At 37.4% G+C, this 18404-nt stretch carries 12 protein-coding genes; all 12 read left to right on the forward strand.

From position 1 onward, the window contains the following. The 12 genes from UABAM_RS23125 (at position 1) to UABAM_RS23180 (ending at position 18322) form a co-directional block, all read left to right on the forward strand. Positions 1-528, forward strand: a complete 528-nt coding sequence (locus UABAM_RS23125; RefSeq protein ID WP_151970365.1) for an FHA domain-containing protein — start codon at positions 1-3, stop codon at positions 526-528. A gap of 15 nt (positions 529-543) precedes the next feature. After that, complete coding sequence (locus tag UABAM_RS23130; RefSeq protein ID WP_151970366.1) at positions 544-1530, forward strand: FHA domain-containing protein; 987 nt, start codon at positions 544-546, stop codon at positions 1528-1530. Positions 1531-2118: 588 nt separating this feature from the next. Further along, positions 2119-5802 (forward strand): CHAT domain-containing protein, encoded by a 3684-nt coding sequence (locus UABAM_RS23135; protein ID WP_229759299.1) that lies wholly within the window; start codon positions 2119-2121, stop codon positions 5800-5802. A gap of 84 nt (positions 5803-5886) precedes the next feature. Further along, positions 5887-6381: a hypothetical protein gene (locus UABAM_RS23140; RefSeq protein WP_151970368.1), complete on the forward strand. Its 495-nt coding sequence runs from the start codon at positions 5887-5889 to the stop codon at positions 6379-6381. 76 nt (positions 6382-6457) lie between these two features. Further along, positions 6458-7741, forward strand: coding sequence for a rhomboid family intramembrane serine protease (locus UABAM_RS23145; protein ID WP_151970369.1), 1284 nt, complete (start codon positions 6458-6460; stop codon positions 7739-7741). Positions 7742-7797: 56 nt separating this feature from the next. After that, entirely contained in the window at positions 7798-8610 is an 813-nt protein-coding gene (locus tag UABAM_RS23150; RefSeq protein WP_151970370.1) for a hypothetical protein, read from the forward strand. A 225-nt stretch (positions 8611-8835) separates the two neighbouring features. Continuing rightward, positions 8836-9069, forward strand: a complete 234-nt coding sequence (locus UABAM_RS23155) for a hypothetical protein (RefSeq protein WP_151970371.1) — start codon at positions 8836-8838, stop codon at positions 9067-9069. Positions 9070-9297: 228 nt separating this feature from the next. Further along, on the forward strand, positions 9298-9993 hold the full coding sequence (locus UABAM_RS23160; protein ID WP_151970372.1) for an FHA domain-containing protein: 696 nt from the start codon (positions 9298-9300) through the stop codon (positions 9991-9993). Positions 9994-10599: 606 nt separating this feature from the next. Continuing rightward, positions 10600-14436 carry a CHAT domain-containing protein gene (locus UABAM_RS23165; RefSeq protein ID WP_173013516.1) on the forward strand — a complete coding sequence of 1279 codons (3837 nt, stop codon included), beginning with the start codon at positions 10600-10602 and terminating at the stop codon, positions 14434-14436. A gap of 771 nt (positions 14437-15207) precedes the next feature. After that, positions 15208-15738 (forward strand): hypothetical protein, encoded by a 531-nt coding sequence (locus UABAM_RS23170; RefSeq protein ID WP_151970374.1) that lies wholly within the window; start codon positions 15208-15210, stop codon positions 15736-15738. 25 nt (positions 15739-15763) lie between these two features. Beyond that, complete coding sequence (locus tag UABAM_RS23175; protein ID WP_151970375.1) at positions 15764-17242, forward strand: tetratricopeptide repeat protein; 1479 nt, start codon at positions 15764-15766, stop codon at positions 17240-17242. An 18-nt stretch (positions 17243-17260) separates the two neighbouring features. Further along, on the forward strand, positions 17261-18322 hold the full coding sequence (locus UABAM_RS23180) for a J domain-containing protein (RefSeq protein ID WP_151970376.1): 1062 nt from the start codon (positions 17261-17263) through the stop codon (positions 18320-18322). Positions 18323-18404 lie beyond the last annotated feature (82 nt).

Here is an 18404-nt window from a genome sequence, read left to right on the forward strand (position 1 = left end):
ATGAAAATAGGTTTAGAAATAGCTGGTTCTGATTACATATACATCTTACCAGATCAAAACGAAATCACCATAGGAAGGCAAAAGCGCAAACCTGGACAAAAAGGCAATGACGTAGTGATTCGCGTTCACGGTAACGACGAAGCCAGTCGTGCCATTAGTCGTAATCACTTAACTCTTATGTGTCGTTTCAGTGGCATGTTTATTTGCGATCATAGTACTTTTGGTACAAAGGTCAATGGACAACAAGCGATGCGCGATAAAAAGTTCGCCATTGATGTTGGAGATCGCATCAACATCGCCGATGTTCTTACGCTAACCGTTGTAAAACTTCCCGATAGCTACGTGGATGAACTGGACGTAGCTGCCACGACTCAACAACAAAAAATCACTCTCCCATCTGTAGGAGATTGCGCTACCGTTGCCCCTGCGTTTGAGTCACCGGTAACAAACAATGCTCCTGCGAGTAGTGTTGGTGTGATGAGTACCGACGTAGAAGCAGATGTGGGTTGTTTTGTGCGCAAGAAATAATCAAAAGGAGAAAAGATGCAAGCAAAAGAAGTATTACAACTAGTGAGAGATTGCTGCGACAATTTCCTCAAGCGCGAAGAAGCGAAACACGCGTTAGACTTTATTGATGTCAACACTTCGCGCATTCCCGAAAAAGAGGCGGACTTTGACTATTATCGCGAAATTACTCAGTACCTAGTTTCGCGGGGAAAGCTACGCGAATGGCTATGCGTTCTTCAACAAGACGGTCTGTCTTTTACCGCTGCGTGGGTTCAAAAAATAGATGAATTACAACAATCGATTGAATTTTCGCAAAAATTAGATCAATGGTCACTACCCCGCACGGTACTAACGTATCACGATGGACAAAAACAACACAAGATTTTTCTCATCGCTAAAACCAGAGTGGGTTTTGGTAAAGCGAAAAAATCACAGAACCCCGATGTCGATATCACCATGCGTGTTTTGCCGCTGCGTAGCCAGGAACTCGATCCTGGAAACTGGGCGCGCACCAAAAAAATTAGCCAACATCACGGCAACTTTGTACTGCGTAACAATCAGTTTTATGTCGAGCGCTTGGGAAAAAACGGCATTTTTACTCTAGAGGGAAATGAAATCGAAAAAGAGTCGTTGTTTACATTAAAAGACACAATGCAAATTCGTTTGGCGCAAGAAAGTTTACAACTCAAGTTAACAACAATTCGCGATCTGGAAACTCAGAACGTAAATTGTCTTTGTGTAGAGCGTGTGGATAATCATGTTCACCATTGTTATGTGCAGGTGATTCGTGAGGTGACGATCGGCGGAAAAAAGGCAGATGTCAATTTACCGGGGATGAATGGGGCGTTTCGCATTGTTACCGCGCAAGAGGGATGGAATGTCATTCCGGATGAAAGTGGATACACAAAGATAAATAGTGAGGTTATTCAAGAGCCTACTTTGCTTTGTAATCGCGATGTGTTATCGACCGGCCAGCAAGAGATTGTTTTTTGCATGACCGAAGACAATGATTTTATTGAATAGTATTGATTTCTTGAAATAAATTTAGAAGGTAAAACTTAAATGATGATTCCCGTTTTGCTCTTTATTCTTATAAGTGTTTTTTTCATTTGTTGCATTTATATTTGCATCAAAAAAAAAGTTTTTTTACGTTTCGTGTTAAGTCTTACTCCACTTTTCTTAATGATGGCTAGTGTCGCTTTTTCACAACTGGAAGATTCTTCAACATTTGCTCATTATATTATTCCTGTGACTTGTGTTGCAAATGTTGTCATTGCTATAAATTTTGCACGCCTTGCGCAGAGAAACGCTTTTTACTGGTCCATATTTGCTTTTATAAGTTATGGTTTTACCAATGCTATCATGCTTTGTTTCTTTAAAGGAAAAGTATACCAACGCGAAGAACAAATACGACATGGCTTAACTAAATGGAAAATTAATTATCAAGCTATTTTAGTGCTTTTTTTTGTCTATTTACCTTTCATTTTTCTATTCTTTTTTTCACCAAAGAAAATGGAGGAAAATACTCAATTTTCTTTTCGATCCCCATCCCCTGAAAATAATGTTCAGAGTAAAATGTGGAAAAATGCTAAGCAAACTTATTTTGAAAATATGAAAGTTAACAAAAATAAAAGACTACTTGTGTTTGTTATTTTCCAAATAGCAAATGCGCTCTTCGCAACGTTTGTTTTTATAAAAGCACGCGAAGGTAGGATAAAAGCTATTTTAGTGGGAATAATCGCGGCCACTATTACTTGGGGTCTCAGCAATTTTTTTCTAGTTCCACTTTGGTTAGATACTTTAGGCCAAGATCAAAATAACTTTGGCAGGCAAAACTTATATTGGTGGGCAATCGCAGCTCCTTTAACTCTTGGACTAAGTAATTTTACCTTCATTCTTTCACGTAAAAAATTAGAACCAAAAATATTTTTAGAAATTCGCTTATTGAGAAACAGAGCACGGTTATATGCACGCCAACGACAATATACAAAAGCAGAATTTTTCTATCTTAGATGCTTAAGTGTTATGCAGAACAAAACTCTATATTTTGAAACCGCTGAATTAATGAGCGAAATAGCACACTTATATCAACAAATAGGTGAATATACAAAAGCAGAGCAACTCTATACAGAAGCACGCTCGAAAGTAGACCACCCCATCATACTAAATAAATACGCCACTTGGCTTGATGAAAAAGGTGAAAAAGAGAAAAGCAAAAAACTCAGAGAAGAAGCCTTTCAAACGATAAAAAAGCAAATCAATAAAGATCCTCATGATGAATATTTATTGGAGGGTCTGGCAAGAATGTACCACGATAGCAAAAATTATGATAAATCAGAAGAAGCTCATTTGGAGGCTATTCAACTCGCAAAAACAAACGTTTCGAAACTTGAGTTGTTGAGTAACTTAGCCTCTTTTTATGTAGAAAGAAAACTATACCCAAGAGCAGAGGATACTTATATAAAACTGATTGAAGAGACACAAACTACATTAGGAACACATAACTCTATTTACATTTCCCTAGTCAGTGATATTGCCTTGCTATCTAAAGAAATGCGAAAGTATAAAGAGTCAGAAGAATTCTTTTGCGAGAATATGCAAGTAATAGAAAACGTTTTGGGAAAAAATCACTTAATTTACATTTTTAACCACATAGAACTGGCAAATTTATACAGTCAAATAGGTGAATATGGAAAAGCCGAACCTATCTATACTGAAATATTAAATATTGTTGAACAAATGAACGAAAAAAATAGCTTTGCATATGCTTCTTGTTTAAACCAAATGGGAAAAATGTATTACAAAATTGATGAATACGACAAGGCCGAAAAATACTATGAGAAAGCAAAGCAAATATACCATGACGTTCTGGGAGAATATCATCCTGAATACAAAGCTTGCCTAATGAATGAGCTAGAGCTATACCAAAAACAAAGAAAATCTCAAGAAGTAAACACGCTAATAAATGAAATCGAATTGTTGAATGAACAACAAAGTTTGTGTGAGTTACCAGAAAACACAGAGGTCGAAAATCTGCAGGTGACCATAAGTTTGGATGTAGATACTTTAAATCTTATTGTAGAGCAAGAAAGACTTAAACAAGCACAGAGAGAACAACAGGTAAACGAGCAGGAAATCATCGCTGCCTTTTTGCAAGGCAGAGAAGAAAATTTTACCAATGCGTTGCAAATGAGTCAAAACGCTATTTTACTGTATAGAAAAAAAGAGTATAAAAAAGCACTTGTGCTACAAAAAAAAGCCAGCGAAATTATACAAAAAACACATGGTAAAAATGATCGTTGTTATGTAACCGCATTAAACAACCTCGCTAAGTTATATGACAAAACAGGAAACTATGAAATAGCCTCAGAGCTATTTTCAAAAGCAGTAAATTTACGCGGAAAGATCCTAGGAACAGAACACCCTGATTACGCCACTAGTCTTGAGAACCTTGCCCACCTCCAATATCGTCAGAAGAAGAAACAGTCCGCATTATTCAATATGCTAAAAGCCGCGAATGTACACAATAAAATGATTTTGCGTATATTTTCCATCGGGGATGAAAAGCGCCTGGAGAAATACATTGACACTTTTGAAATACAATATTTTACGCTTCTTTCTATTTTCTATCAGAGCTACAAAGTTTTACACATTTTTTCCCCGCAAGTATGTGATCTTATTTTAAAGCGCAAGTCTTTACATCGCGAACTTACTTCTATCAAACGAGATAGCCTCTTTACGCAACAACGTCCTGATCTAGAAGAAAGTTTTGCAAAGTTAAGGCAAATAAAACTGCAAATAGCGCAACTGATTCTAGCTTCTACCGATGCGTCTTCTACGCAAATTGCAAAACTAGAAGCCGAAAAAGAGCAACTAGAGCGCGTTCTCGCAGCAGAAGTTCCCGAGTTAGAGCTCGAAAAGAAGTTAACTCATGTTTCTCACAGAGAAATCGCCAAACTCCTTCCCGCAGATTCCTTACTTGTTGATTTTGTTTGTTTTCGCGAAGTAGATGTAGAGTCTATGAGATACCTCGATGAACGCTACATTGCCATCGTCATCTACAACGAGCAAATATCCAAAGAACTCGCCTTTGTCGATTTAGGAGCGGCGAGTGAAATTGATGAACTCATTAGCAAATACAAAAAACACCTGACAACAGGGGAACGAAAAATACATGTTGTTGCGGAAGATGTTTTACCAGCAGAAAATACAACCGTAAAAACACAAGATGCATACGGAGAACAACTATTCCAAAAAGTATTTGCTCCTGTTTTACGCAAAACAAAAGACTGCAAACGCCTGATTCTTTCTCCTGATGGCGGATTATGCCTTCTACCATTCGAAGTTTTACCACAACCCAATGAGCGATTTGTGGTTGAAGACTACGAAATCAGTTACATAGATAGCGGCAAAGATCTTTTGCGATTTGGTTATCAAACCGCTCCCAAATCGCAACCTGTTGTTATTGCCAATCCTGATTTTTCTCTGAGTGGCGATCAGAGCTATACGGACATTAGAAACTCCATCCCTCAAAGCATCGTTGCCGAACTGGGACAAACCATTCAACGCAAAGTGCAAGAAACCAAAGCGCAATACTACTTCCCTCCTCTTGCAGCTACTCACAAAGAGGGAGTCACCATTGGTAAGATGTTGCCGCGTGAATACACATCTTTGATGGAAGAAAAAGCACTAGATTCTGCGATCAAAAAATTGCAAGCTCCGCAAATCTTACACTTTGCCACGCATGGCTTTTTCATGGTTGACGAACAACAAAAAGAAACAGATTTAGACGAAATGCAAGATCTAAACGAATCGCCCATTTTTCGCGGAGAAAAATTTCGCAATCCATTGCTACGCTCAGGTTTGGCACTAGCCGGTGCCAACACGTTTTTTGAAAACAAACAACCTGCACCAGACGCAGAAGATGGCTTGCTCACCGCTTTGGACATCACAGGTATGGATCTGTTTGGTACAGACCTAGTGGTGTTATCCGCTTGCGAAACGGCCGTAGGTGAGGTCAAGATTGGCCAGGGAGTATATGGACTGCGCCATTCATTTATCATCGCTGGAGCAAGAACTCTCATTGCCAGTTTATGGAAAGTGCCTGATGAGGAAACAAAGGAATTGATGGTGGGTTTTTATCGCAAAATACTCCGTGGTAGTGAAAAAGCGACTGCTCTTAGAGAAACACAACTTGAGATGATTCAGAAACTGCGCGATACAGGCAAGTCGCCTGATCCGTATTTGTGGGGAGCTTTCATCTGTGTAGGTGATCCTGGTAAAATGAATTTGTAGTAATTGACGACAGAAAACGGTTTATCTGTTTTTCTATTGGTAAAAATTACATTGGTAAATCGTCACGGTTTTTATGCGTAGGAGATGCGAAAAAACGTTGCACAAGCATTGGCTCGCATGGGAAAGAAAAATGTCACCATGGATGAAATAACGGTTATAGATGTTCTAAGCATCATTGAGTCTCTTAAAGGAAAGGTTAAACGAACAGATAAGGATTTCGTAAAAGTGAGTGACAAACTCATCCCGGCACTAGTTGAATTTGCAAACGCAAGCAATTGGTATTGGCAATCGCAAACCAATAAAATTTTAGAAAGGCTTACAAATAGAATACTATGGGATGCCTACGAAAATAACGATGTAAAAAAAATATCGCAAAAGTATCTAAAAATATTAGAAAAATCAAATGACAAATCTTATTTAGATACTGTTGCGGCAATTTACGCCTGGCAAAAAAACGAAGAAAAAGCATATCACTATTCGTCCATTGCCTTAGACGAAACGCCCAAAAGAATCAGACTCCTTTTACGAGGTAAAACGCCTCAACAGGTCGAAAAAGAAATAAAAAATGAAAATAAATGATCAACAAAAACGAACGAAAGCCATAAAGTCTGTGGTATTTTGATTGTAGTTGTGGATACACTTAAGGCGCAAATCTATGTACAAAGACGAATACATGCAAAAAAAGCCCATTTATGTCACACTGTCACTTATTGCGATTAGCAGTGTCACTTTTCTTTACAAAATAGAGCTAGAAAACATCTTCTCTGGACAGCGTTTTTTCACTTTAAACTTTAGTTACCTTTCGTGGTGGCATTTTACCATAAATATGCTCCTACTATATATTTTCGGGAAAAAAATCGAAAGTGTCTTTGGCGGGCGATTTTTCCTATGGCAAGTTTTGGTGATCGCTGTGATTTCCCAGACGATGGATTACCTACTTCCTATACACATAAAAACCCAAAGTACACAAGAGGTCGGAGCGGGGATGTCAGGTATTCTTTGTGGACTTTTTGCCTACGCCTGGTTGTGTGGAAAATTTTCATCGCGCATTGGCGTTTCTCGACTATGGGTCATTGCTTTTTTCTTGGTTACTTTGGCATCTCTACCACTACTTTTACAGGGAACTCCTATAACCGGATACTCTCACGTTGCCGCTATTTTTGCTTTTGCCGTAGGAATGTTGTGGGCTTTTTCTCAACAAAGAACATACTTATGTTGGTATGTTTTTGCGTATGTACTGTTGTGGGCATTTATCTGTTTAGCATTACTACTAGCTATCGTTATTTTTTTCCCTCAGTTATTTTACAAAATGAATTTATCAAAAGGAGTTGTCAAAGTACTATTTCTTATGGAAATAGTCGGATTCGTCTTATTGTGTAGACTACCAAGTTGGCGCAATGCATTACCCATGAGACCTCTAGGGCATGTTCACAACCTACGCCCAGTGAAACATCCATCTGCGATTACTCCCACCAAACTACAAAATGACTATAGTACTTTTTGCGTGTTCATTCCTCCCAAAAGGCTCTTTGGACCTGTTAATCGCTATCCATTTTGGGGATTTTTTGGCAAAACAACGTTCACTCTTATGGATGAAGGTATTATTATTGCAGGAAATAAAATACGTGGTGGATTTATCCTCACACTTCTCAGTTTCGCCTTCATCGTTTCTATGTTTCTCCTGCTTGCTCTAACAAAAATCGGTTATTTTTGGATATTTATAATAGCTGTTTTGATCTCTAAGATGATAGAACTCTTGCGCAAAACACAAAGTGAAATAACAGTTCCTTATCCATCTATCATTGCCATGAATTTAAAAAGCGGTAAGCAATTAAAAGTTACTGTGCAAATCAGAAATAAGAAAGTCAAGCAGTCTTTGTTTTTTGAAAAAGAAGAAGCTCTCTGTTTATTTGAAAAAATACGTGAGTTGTTAAAGTAATCACAATATGACGATAGCAAAGAATAGCCCAGTGATTCATTATTAGGAGTTTATAATTGTCAAACCAAAAAATCTGGAAATGTGGGAAATGCGGAGAGGAACACGAATACACATTTGATACCTGCTGGAATTGTGGAGGGAGTATTGCCAACAAGCAAGAAGACCAGACAGTATCAAAAAAATTAGACATCATGGACGAAAATAAACCGGAATATAATGAGTCCATCGGATTTGAAAACTCCTCAGAATCTACAATAGAAGATAGCCATTTATCTCCCATTGAACTAGAAAGTGATTACACTACATATTCGGCTTTTATCCCAACAAAAAGTCTATTTGGGCCAGTTGTACGTTATCCTTTTTGGGGATTTTTTGGCCAAGTACGATTAATGGTGATAGACGAAGGGGTTGTCATTACCGGGCAAAAAATGCGCAGCGGCTTTATATTTCATAGCCTTAGCCTCGCGTTTATTATTGCAATGTTCCTATTGCTGGCTTTAAAGGTTATCGGCCACTTGTGGGTATTTGTTATTGCTGTATCTGGAGCAAAAGCAATAGAAATCATTCGTCAAACGCATAGTGAGATCACCATTCCATTTAACTCTTTCCTGGATATAAGTGGGAAAGGTGTAAAAAAACTTAGGACCGTTGTGCAAATACGCCGTAGAAAAGTTTCTCAAATTTTGATTTTTGACAGCGAAGGCCATGCCGCTGATTTCAGAAATAGAATTTGCAATCCAGGCGCGGCACCAGCAAACAAAAAAACCTGGAAATGTGAGAAGTGTGGGGAAGAGCATGAATACACATTTGATGCCTGCTGGAATTGTGGAAAGGGTATTTCGGAAAATGGCAAAACAAACTCATTGTAAAAAAACAGATATCAGAGAATAAAAAACTAAGATTCACCGCAGTAATTCACAAAAAAGTAAGGGAAACCCTCAGGATGATAAATTGTTTCTCTCTATCTGACCACATTTTTGAGAAACAAAAAGGGAGAGGCAAGTGGATTATTTTTTTTATTCGATAACGACAACCGAAGTCGTTAAAATAATCCATCTACTACAAGAATTCAATCCAATTAAAAAGGGAAAACGATGTTCAAAATATGTATAGCCCTGCTTTTTTTGATGAGTATTTTATATGCTCAGGATATTTGCACGACTCTTGATCACGGAGAAGGGTTTACGGAACAGTCCTTTGAGGAAAAAGAAGGGCTTTCTCTGGTAGGTGTAAAAAAACTATTGTGGCCGGCAAAAGAACGCGTATTACACGTTCGTTTTGTGGGAATCGCCAACAAAGATATTGAGCAACAAATTCCTCAAGCGTGAAGAAGCGAAACACGCGTTAGACTTTATTGATGTCAACACTTCGCGTATTCCCGAGAAAGAGGCCGACTTTGACTATTATCGCGAAATTGCTCAGTACCTAGTTTCGCGGGGAAAGCTACGCGAATGGCTATGTGTTCTTCAACAAGACGGTCTTTCTTTTACCGCTGCGTGGGTTCAAAAAATAGATGAATTACAACAATCGATTGAATTTTCGCAAAAATTAGATCAATGGTCACTACCCGTGCGGTACTGGCGTATCACGATGGGCAAAAACAACACAAAATTTTTCTCATCGCTAAAACCAGAGTGGGTTTTGGCAAAGCGAAAAAATCACAAAACCCCGATGTCGATATCACCATGCGTGTTTTGCCACTGCGTAGCCAGGAACTCGATCCTGGAAACTGGGCGCGCACAAAAAAAATTAGCCAACACCATGGCAATTTTATTCTACGTAACAATCAGTTTTATATCGAGCGTTTGGGAAAAAACGGAATTTTTACTCTAGAGGGAAATGAAATTGAAAAAGAGTCGTTGTTTACATTAAAAGACACAACGCAAATTCGTTTGGCGCAAGAAAGTTTACAACTCAAGTTGAAAACGGTTCGTGATCTGGAAACTCAGAGCGTAAATTGTCTTTGTGTAGAGCGCGTGGATAATCATGTTCACCATTGTTATGTGCAGGTGATTCGTGAGGTGACGATCGGCGTAAAAAAGGCGGATGTCAATTTACCGGGGATGAATGGATTGTTTCGCATTGTTACCGAGCAAGAGGGATGGAATGTCATTCCGGATGAAAGTGGATACACAAAGATAAATAGTGAGGTTATTCAAGAGCCTACTTTGCTTTGTAATCGCGATGTGTTATCAAACGGTCTGCAAGAGATTGTTTTTTGCATGACCGAAGACAATGATTTTGTTGAGTGACGTTTGATTGACACTTTCATTTAAACTTCGAGTACATTTCTTCCACTTCCGATTTTATCAATATTTTGCATAGTACAAAAATTCGAAAGAGAAATTTAAATGATCCGATATTTAGTTCTATTTCTTCCTATTTCATTTTTCATTTACGGTATTTATATTGCTGTTAGAAAAAAAGTTTTTTTACGCTGTTTGTTAGCCGTCTTGCCTATTTCTCTACTAATAATCCCATGGTTTATTCCTGCTCCTTTCCAACGGGAAAACTTTACAACATATGCGGTATACCAAAGGGCACAAATGAATTTTTATGTGCCAATATTTTTATTTTTTTGGTTCCCAAAAATCATAATAGATGTTCTTATCGCAAAAAAAATTGCTCGTTTTTCTCAGAGAAAGGTGTGGCTTTGGGGTTCTTTTGCGGCTATTTCTTGTGGAATTTCTAATGTTATAATGCTCCTACTTCCCAGAAAAGAGGAATATTGGCGTGAAGAACAAATTAAACAAGGGTTGACTAAATGGAAGATTGACTTTCGAGTAATTATACTACTTTTTATTGTTTATTTACCTTTTATTTTATATTTGTTCTTTTTTCCCAAACAAGAATACTATATGGATTTTAAGAACGGTGTGTGGAAACATAGAGAGCTAAAAGATTTTAGGGTATCTCTATTCTCACCTTATTCTGAAAATGAATCTCTAAATCGATGGGAAAAAATTCGCAATCAAGAATGGGAGAAAGAAGTTCAAGTTATTGAGAAGGCTGTAAAATCATATGAAACCAAGTCAACTATTTTGTTAATTCTTTTACACATAGGCAATGCTATTATCGGGGCTTTTTTATCAATCAAAATGTTCCCAAAAAAAGTTAAAGTTGCTTTATGGGGAATGATTGCAAGTACTATCACGTTTGGTATAAGCAATTTTGCTTTAACATTTATTATTTTAGATGATGCCCGTGGTAATAGAAACACTCACGGAATCAGAAATTTGGAACGGTGGCTTTTTTTGTCTATTTTCACTTTTGGATTGAGCAATTTCACCTTTATCTTTTCTCCAAAAAAACTAGAAGGAAAAATACTTTTACAACTGCGCTTACTGAAGAACAAAGCTAGATTATATGCGCGCCAAAATCAGTATACAAAGGCGGAGTTTTTTTACCAAAGAAGTTTGAAAGCTATACAAAATAAAAATCTATATTTTGAAACTGCGGAATTAATGAGTGAAATAGCAATTCTATATCAACAAATGGGAGAATATACGAAAGCAAAGCATTTTCATACCAAAGCAAATAGCACAGTCGAACACCCTAAGGTGTTAAATAAGTACGCTCTGTGGCACGAAGAAAAAGGAGAAAAAAAAGAAGCTGAAGAACTCAGAAATAAAGCCTTTCAAAGCATAAAAAAACAAATCAACAAAGATCCTAAAAATGAATATTTGCATGCAAGCTTAGCAGAAATGTATCAGGATAACAAAAATTACAATCAATCAGAAAAAACTTATCTTCAGGCTATTGAGCTCGCCAAAACAAATTTTTCTCTAATTGAAATATTGAAAAACTTTGCCTTATTTTATGTAGGAATACAACTTTATCCAAGAGCAGAGGATACTTATATAAAACTGATTGAAGAGACACAAACTACATTAGGAACACATAACTCTATTTACATTTCCCTAGTCAGTGATATTGCCTTGCTATCTAAAGAAATGCGAAAGTATAAAGAGTCAGAAGAATTCTTTTGCGAGAATATGCAAGTAATAGAAAACGTTTTGGGAAAAAATCACTTAATTTACATTTTTAACCACATAGAACTGGCAAATTTATACAGTCAAATAGGTGAATATGGAAAAGCCGAACCTATCTATACTGAAATATTAAATATTGTTGAACAAATGAACGAAAAAAATAGCTTTGCATATGCTTCTTGTTTAAACCAAATGGGAAAAATGTATTACAAAATTGATGAATACGACAAGGCCGAAAAATACTATGAGAAAGCAAAGCAAATATACCATGACGTTCTGGGAGAATATCATCCTGAATACAAAGCTTGCCTAATGAATGAGCTAGAGCTATACCAAAAACAAAGAAAATCTCAAGAAGTAAACACGCTAATAAATGAAATCGAATTGTTGAATGAACAACAAAGTTTGTGTGAGTTACCAGAAAACACAGAGGTCGAAAATCTGCAGGTGACCATAAGTTTGGATGTAGATACTTTAAATCTTATTGTAGAGCAAGAAAGACTTAAACAAGCACAGAGAGAACAACAGGTAAACGAGCAGGAAATCATCGCTGCCTTTTTGCAAGGCAGAGAAGAAAATTTTACCAATGCGTTGCAAATGAGTCAAAACGCTATTTTACTGTATAGAAAAAAAGAGTATAAAAAAGCACTTGTACTACAAAAAAAAGCCAGCGAAATTATACAAAAAACACATGGTAAAAATGATCGTTGTTATGTAACCGCACTAAACAACCTCGCTAAGTTATATGACAAAACAGGAAACTATGAAATAGCCTCAGAGCTATTTTCAAAAGCAGTAAATTTACGCGGAAAGATCCTAGGAACAGAACACCCTGATTACGCCACTAGTCTTGAGAACCTTGCCCACCTCCAATATCGTCAGAAGAAGAAACAGTCCGCATTATTCAATATGCTAAAAGCCGCGAATGTACACAATAAAATGATTTTGCGTATATTTTCCATCGGGGATGAAAAGCGCCTGGAGAAATACATTGACACTTTTGAAATACAATATTTTACGCTTCTTTCTATTTTCTATCAGAGCTACAAAGTTTTACACATTTTTTCCCCGCAAGTATGTGATCTTATTTTAAAGCGCAAGTCTTTACATCGCGAACTTACTTCTATCAAACGAGATAGCCTCTTTACGCAACAACGTCCTGATCTAGAAGAAAGTTTTGCAAGGTTAAGGCAAATAAAACTGCAAATAGCGCAACTGATTCTAGCTTCTACCGATGCGTCTTCTACGCAAATTGCAAAACTAGAAGCCGAAAAAGAGCAACTAGAGCGCGTTCTCGCAGCAGAAGTTCCCGAGTTAGAACTCGAAAAGAAGTTAACTCATGTTTCTCACAGAGAAATCGCCAAACTCCTTCCCGCAGATTCCTTACTTGTTGATTTTGTTTGTTTTCGCGAAGTAGATGTAGAGTCTATGAGATACCTCGATGAACGTTACATTGCCATCGTCATCTACAACGAACAAATATCCAAAGAACTCGCCTTTGTCGATTTAGGAGCGGCGAGTGAAATTGATGAACTCATTAGCAAATACAAAAAACAACTGACAACAGGGGAACGAAAAATACATGTTGTTGCGGAAGATGTTTTACCATCAGAAAATACAACCGTAAAAACACAAGATGCATACGGAGAACAACTATTCCAAAAAGTATTTGCCCCTGTTTTACGCAAAACAAAAGACTGCAAACGCCTGATTCTCTCTCCTGATGGCGGATTATGCCTTCTACCATTCGAAGTTTTACCACAACCCGATGAGCGATTTGTGGTTGAGGACTATGAAATCAGTTACATAGATAGCGGCAAAGATCTTTTGCGATTTGGTTATCAAACCGCTCCCAAATCGCAACCTGTTGTTATTGCCAATCCTGATTTTTCTCTGAGTGGCGATCAGAGCTATACGGACATTAGAAACTCCATCCCTCAAAGCATCGTTGCCGAACTGGGACAAACCATTCAACGCAAAGTGCAAGAAACCAAAGCGCAATACTACTTCCCTCCTCTTGCAGCTACTCACAAAGAGGGAGTCACCATTGGTAAGATGTTGCCGCGTGAATACACATCTTTGATGGAAGAAAAAGCACTAGACTCTGCGATTAAAAAATTGCAAGCTCCGCAAATCTTACACTTTGCCACGCATGGCTTTTTCATGGTTGACGAACAACAAAAAGAAACAGATTTAGACGAAATGCAAGATCTAAACGAATCACCCATTTTTCGCGGAGAAAAATTTCGCAATCCATTGCTACGCTCAGGTTTGGCACTAGCCGGTGCCAATACATTTTTTGAAAACAAACAACCCGCACCGGATGCAGAAGATGGCTTGCTCACCGCTTTGGACATCACAGGTATGGATCTGTTTGGCACAGACTTAGTGGTGTTATCCGCTTGCGAAACGGCCGTCGGTGAGGTCAAGATTGGGCAGGGAGTATATGGACTGCGCCATTCATTTATCATCGCTGGGGCAAGAACTCTCATTGCCAGTTTGTGGAAAGTGCCTGATGAAGAAACAAAGGAATTGATGGTGGGCTTTTATCGTAAAATACTCCGTGGTAGTGAAAAAGCGACTGCTCTTCGAGAAACACAACTTGAGATGATTCAGAAACTGCGTGATACAGGCAAGTCGCCTGATCCGTATTTGTGGGGAGCTTTCATCTGTGTAGGTGATCCTGGTAAAATGAATTTGTAGGGACGTAACCGACACGCCGCTTACAAGTATCTAACTAAATAGCTCTTTTTTGAAAATATGATCTATGGATAAAGCGATTTCTGCTTTTGGTGAATAAAAAAGTTCATAAAATCAGTCCAGTCGTCGCTGAGATAAACGCGTAAATCAAGCATAGCTTGCGCGCAAGGATAGACCATACGTAGAATTACAACCTTTTTCCTTTGAAAATTTCGTTTTCTCACTTGGTCTGACATCCATTGGCAAACAGTTTCCGTAGCTTTAATTTCAACACCATTTCCTAGTCGAATACTTTTGCTTCTGATATCCTGTTCATATAGTCTCCTTGATTATTATCATTGAATCGTTCAATGATTTTTTTCTTTTTTGTTACGAGAGCTATTTTTTATTTATCCGCTATTATTTGCAAGATTTTTTTGTTATCCTTTATTTTTACTACGCGGCGTGCCAGTTACGCAAAAAAAAAGAATAAAAAGTAGAGAACAAGTTCTCTACTTACCCATCTGCCAATGAACAATAAGTTATGATAGAGAACAAACACACTAAACAAAACGCCGGAAAATACGGCCTTTGTCGTTAAAATTTCAAAGGAATATCTTTCGTGGTTTTCAAGATACAACTTCGCAGGCTTCTTCGATAAAGTAACCCTAACGTTTCTAGAAGAGGTGTTGTTGTTCGCGAAATAACGCTATCTGGAAAATTTGCATTTCTATTTTTTGGCATTAATCATTTCGACTTGTAAACTATCTTTTACTGATGTTAGGAGTTGTGAAAATGAGATGGAGTCGTATTTTTGCTTTGGGTATTGTTTTTATTTTTATAGCGCTAGCTGATTTACAGATATTTGTTTTCTTTACAGCGCTAATTGCGTTTTCATTTTTATTTTCGTTTTTACAAACGCAATTGGGAATATACTACAAACAAAAAATGAAGAGCGTTAAGCGTTCTCGGGCTAAAAAAGGAAATCACAAGGAACGCATAGTTAAATATTTAGGTTTTATATTTGCCTATGTTGGAGCTGCGATTGTGTTAGATTATTTGGCAAGTCTTACACTATTTGCAGTTGCACTTTTCTACTTTCTCTTTTTTGTGTTTGTGGAAAATGTATTGGTTGCTACTTCTTTTTCAAAAGTATCTACCTCTACGATTTCTAATATAGTGCCACGTAAAAAAGAACAATTTGTTCTTAACGATAAATTGTTGACAGAAGAAATTCTCGAAAATTACCAGGATGAATTACTTGATCATCAAACTTCAGAAAGCCAAGTCACAATAAAAAATTTATATGATGCCCTTGATGACTAAATATTATACATTTGAGAGGTTTTAAATGAGTATTTGGAACTCTATGAAATTTAAACGTTCGTTAATAAAACAAATAAAGCCAGAGAAAAATCAAAAGCCCTCTTTAGGAGAAATTGTAAACACGCTTCGTTGTCTATGGATTCAAAAAGCTAAAGGAGACAAAGTAGTAAAGGAGATAGAAAAAATTCGCTGCCATTATCCTTCGGAAGAAAAGCTAGCAAGTGTAGCAATGGGAGCATATATGTCTGTTTTTCAGAATCAACAATTACTGAATTATGCACTTTCTTTGAAAAACACAGAAGAATTTTTTTTTGAAGGGTATCTATTTCAAATGCGTTACTTGCTTAAAAAAGGCCACGGAATGGTGGCTGTTTTTCCAGTGATGCGTTCGATTCAATCTAATTCATCTCAACAACTACTCAATGGGTGTTTGATATGGTTTTTTGATCGCTATTTCAATACACTTCAGTCAAAAGTAAACGACAAGGAGAATCCCCTTAGTAAAGAAAGATCAGCAATCGCAATGTTTTTGCTAGGGACTTTTGCGCGTTCAGCTAATAAAAAAATTATTCCCAATTTTATAGACGCAGCAGCTAGTTTAGGGAAATCTTGCTCTCATTATATCAAACAGAAGGAAAAACAATTTCAAAAATTGTTTGAGGACTCCTTATATTTTAGCAAAGTTTATGGAATAGAAGCATGGGGCGGACCTGGGTTTATTAAGCGTTGTTATGACCTGACACACATCGGTTCTAAGAATACCATGCAAGAAATGTCCAAACTCATTGCATGGAAACGTGCGAAGGGGGAGGAGTCCGCCAAACTTTCTCGTGATGAAAAAGAGATAGCAAACTACGAGTATAATGCTCAATTGCGCAATTTAAAAACATTGCAAAACCACTTTCAAAAAATGGAACAATCCTATGGAGAGTTTGTACCACTATTAGAGTTTAAAGCAGAACAACTCGCACATTCAGATGCAGAAGGCGCAATTACCATACTCAAAAAGATCATAACACGCCATCCTAATAGAAGTTACTATGCCTATAGAGCAGCACAAATTCTTGAACAGCACAATCGATTGTCTGAAGCACGTCCATACTGGATTCATGCCGCGCGAACTTTAGGAGATGACTGGCGCAATCATTTAGCTAGCATCTATGCCACAACAAAAATGTACACTTTTGAGGCTGAATTGCTGCAAAAAGCTCCACCAACTTTATTAAGCCCGGCAGCTAAAGTTGTGGCTCAACATCTTGAACAGCGACTGCTAAATGCCAATGAATGTTACTACATCACAGCAGCTTATGCTTTGGCAGAGAAAGCAGCGCAGGTATTTCATCTGGCAGCACTACATGCCAGCGATGTTCAAGAACGTGAAGAATTAATAAACCAGGCTTACAAATATTACGAAATGGTTGATAATCCCGAAGGGATGCATATGAAGTATCCTGAACAGGTATTTGAACCCATTGAGATTCCATTTACCATTATACCTGTTTGATGATAGGACTTGAAAACGATGGATAAATTACAAAAAAGTAGTGCAAATTACTACGATATACTAGGAATCTCAGTGGCTGCAGATATAGAACAAATTCGAAAACGTTATCGCATTTTGGCACTAGAGAACCATCCTGACAAATTTCGTATGTCAACGGAGAAACAAAAAGCAAGTGAACGTTTTAAAGCGATTCGCATGGCTTACGACGTTTTATCTAATATAGAAAAACGAAATCAATATGACATTTGCCTTAGAACAGGTAAAGAGTTTACAAATGTACATAACTCTAATGACCCTTTAGAACCAAGCCTTGGAGAGATCCTTTCGGATATTGATCGCTATCAATTTCCACAACAAGCAAGAAATATGAGCGAAGGATTGAAGGAATTTGTGGATAAATCGATCATCCGCTCAGAATCGTTTCAAGAGAAAATTATAGATGTATTATCTATAAAATATAGTGAAGTAGAGACTTCTCCTGTTGCTAGTATCACGGGAGAAGTGGCAGAAGAAAAATTTATATTAACCAACTTACGTTTTATTGTAGCCCGCCAAGGGCGTACTTCTTTTACACAGGGCAAAACTATGTACTCTCAAAGCTCCTATGGTGGCTATGGTAAATTACTGTTAGATATCGAAAAAATTGTGCTGTTGTGGGATGTGAGACGCAATTCAAAAACATTTGATATTGCTTTTTATGGCACAGATCTTCCTTTGTCGGGCATTTACTTCACCATCGCTGGAAGTTTTTTTTCATTTTTGTGGATAGCAGAGTTATACGATATTGAATTCGAATTACAAACTCGTTTTATGCAAAACCCTGATGTTGGTAGAAAGATTTCACAAGGGCTAGCTCTCTTAGGTAGTTCGATGATTTTACTACCGTTTGTTTTACTACCATTCATTTTACCCATGATTTTAAAAGCCCGCTTATATAAATATGTTAGTTCTTTTTGGTGGGAAGTTGCATCACTGTTTATGATTCCGCTAGTGATACATATGTTTTACAGCAGAAAATACAAACAACAGGCTGATATATCTGAATTTATTCATAAGTGGTTGCCTACCCCCCCCAAATGAAAAGTTCTCTCTGAATAGAAAACTATTTGGTTTTTTGTGATTTCAAAACTAAAATAAGTAAATTATTTTTAAAAAATTCAAA

The organism is Candidatus Uabimicrobium amorphum (genome assembly GCF_009002475.1).
In the GTDB taxonomy this organism is placed as follows: Bacteria; Planctomycetota; Uabimicrobiia; order Uabimicrobiales; family Uabimicrobiaceae; genus Uabimicrobium; species Uabimicrobium amorphum.

Bases quoted from the DNA above. Each gene is read 5' to 3' on its own strand.
- UABAM_RS23125 (WP_151970365.1), top strand. From the start codon at position 1: ATGAAAATAGGTTTAGAAATAGCTGGTTCTGATTACATATACATCTTA.
- UABAM_RS23130 (WP_151970366.1), top strand. From the start codon at position 544: ATGCAAGCAAAAGAAGTATTACAACTAGTGAGAGATTGCTGCGACAAT.
- UABAM_RS23135 (WP_229759299.1), top strand. From the start codon at position 2,119: ATGAAAGTTAACAAAAATAAAAGACTACTTGTGTTTGTTATTTTCCAA.
- UABAM_RS23140 (WP_151970368.1), top strand. From the start codon at position 5,887: ATGCGAAAAAACGTTGCACAAGCATTGGCTCGCATGGGAAAGAAAAAT.
- UABAM_RS23145 (WP_151970369.1), top strand. From the start codon at position 6,458: ATGTACAAAGACGAATACATGCAAAAAAAGCCCATTTATGTCACACTG.
- UABAM_RS23155 (WP_151970371.1), top strand. From the start codon at position 8,836: ATGTTCAAAATATGTATAGCCCTGCTTTTTTTGATGAGTATTTTATAT.
- UABAM_RS23160 (WP_151970372.1), top strand. From the start codon at position 9,298: ATGGTCACTACCCGTGCGGTACTGGCGTATCACGATGGGCAAAAACAA.
- UABAM_RS23165 (WP_173013516.1), top strand. From the start codon at position 10,600: ATGGATTTTAAGAACGGTGTGTGGAAACATAGAGAGCTAAAAGATTTT.
- UABAM_RS23170 (WP_151970374.1), top strand. From the start codon at position 15,208: ATGAGATGGAGTCGTATTTTTGCTTTGGGTATTGTTTTTATTTTTATA.
- UABAM_RS23175 (WP_151970375.1), top strand. From the start codon at position 15,764: ATGAGTATTTGGAACTCTATGAAATTTAAACGTTCGTTAATAAAACAA.
- UABAM_RS23180 (WP_151970376.1), top strand. From the start codon at position 17,261: ATGGATAAATTACAAAAAAGTAGTGCAAATTACTACGATATACTAGGA.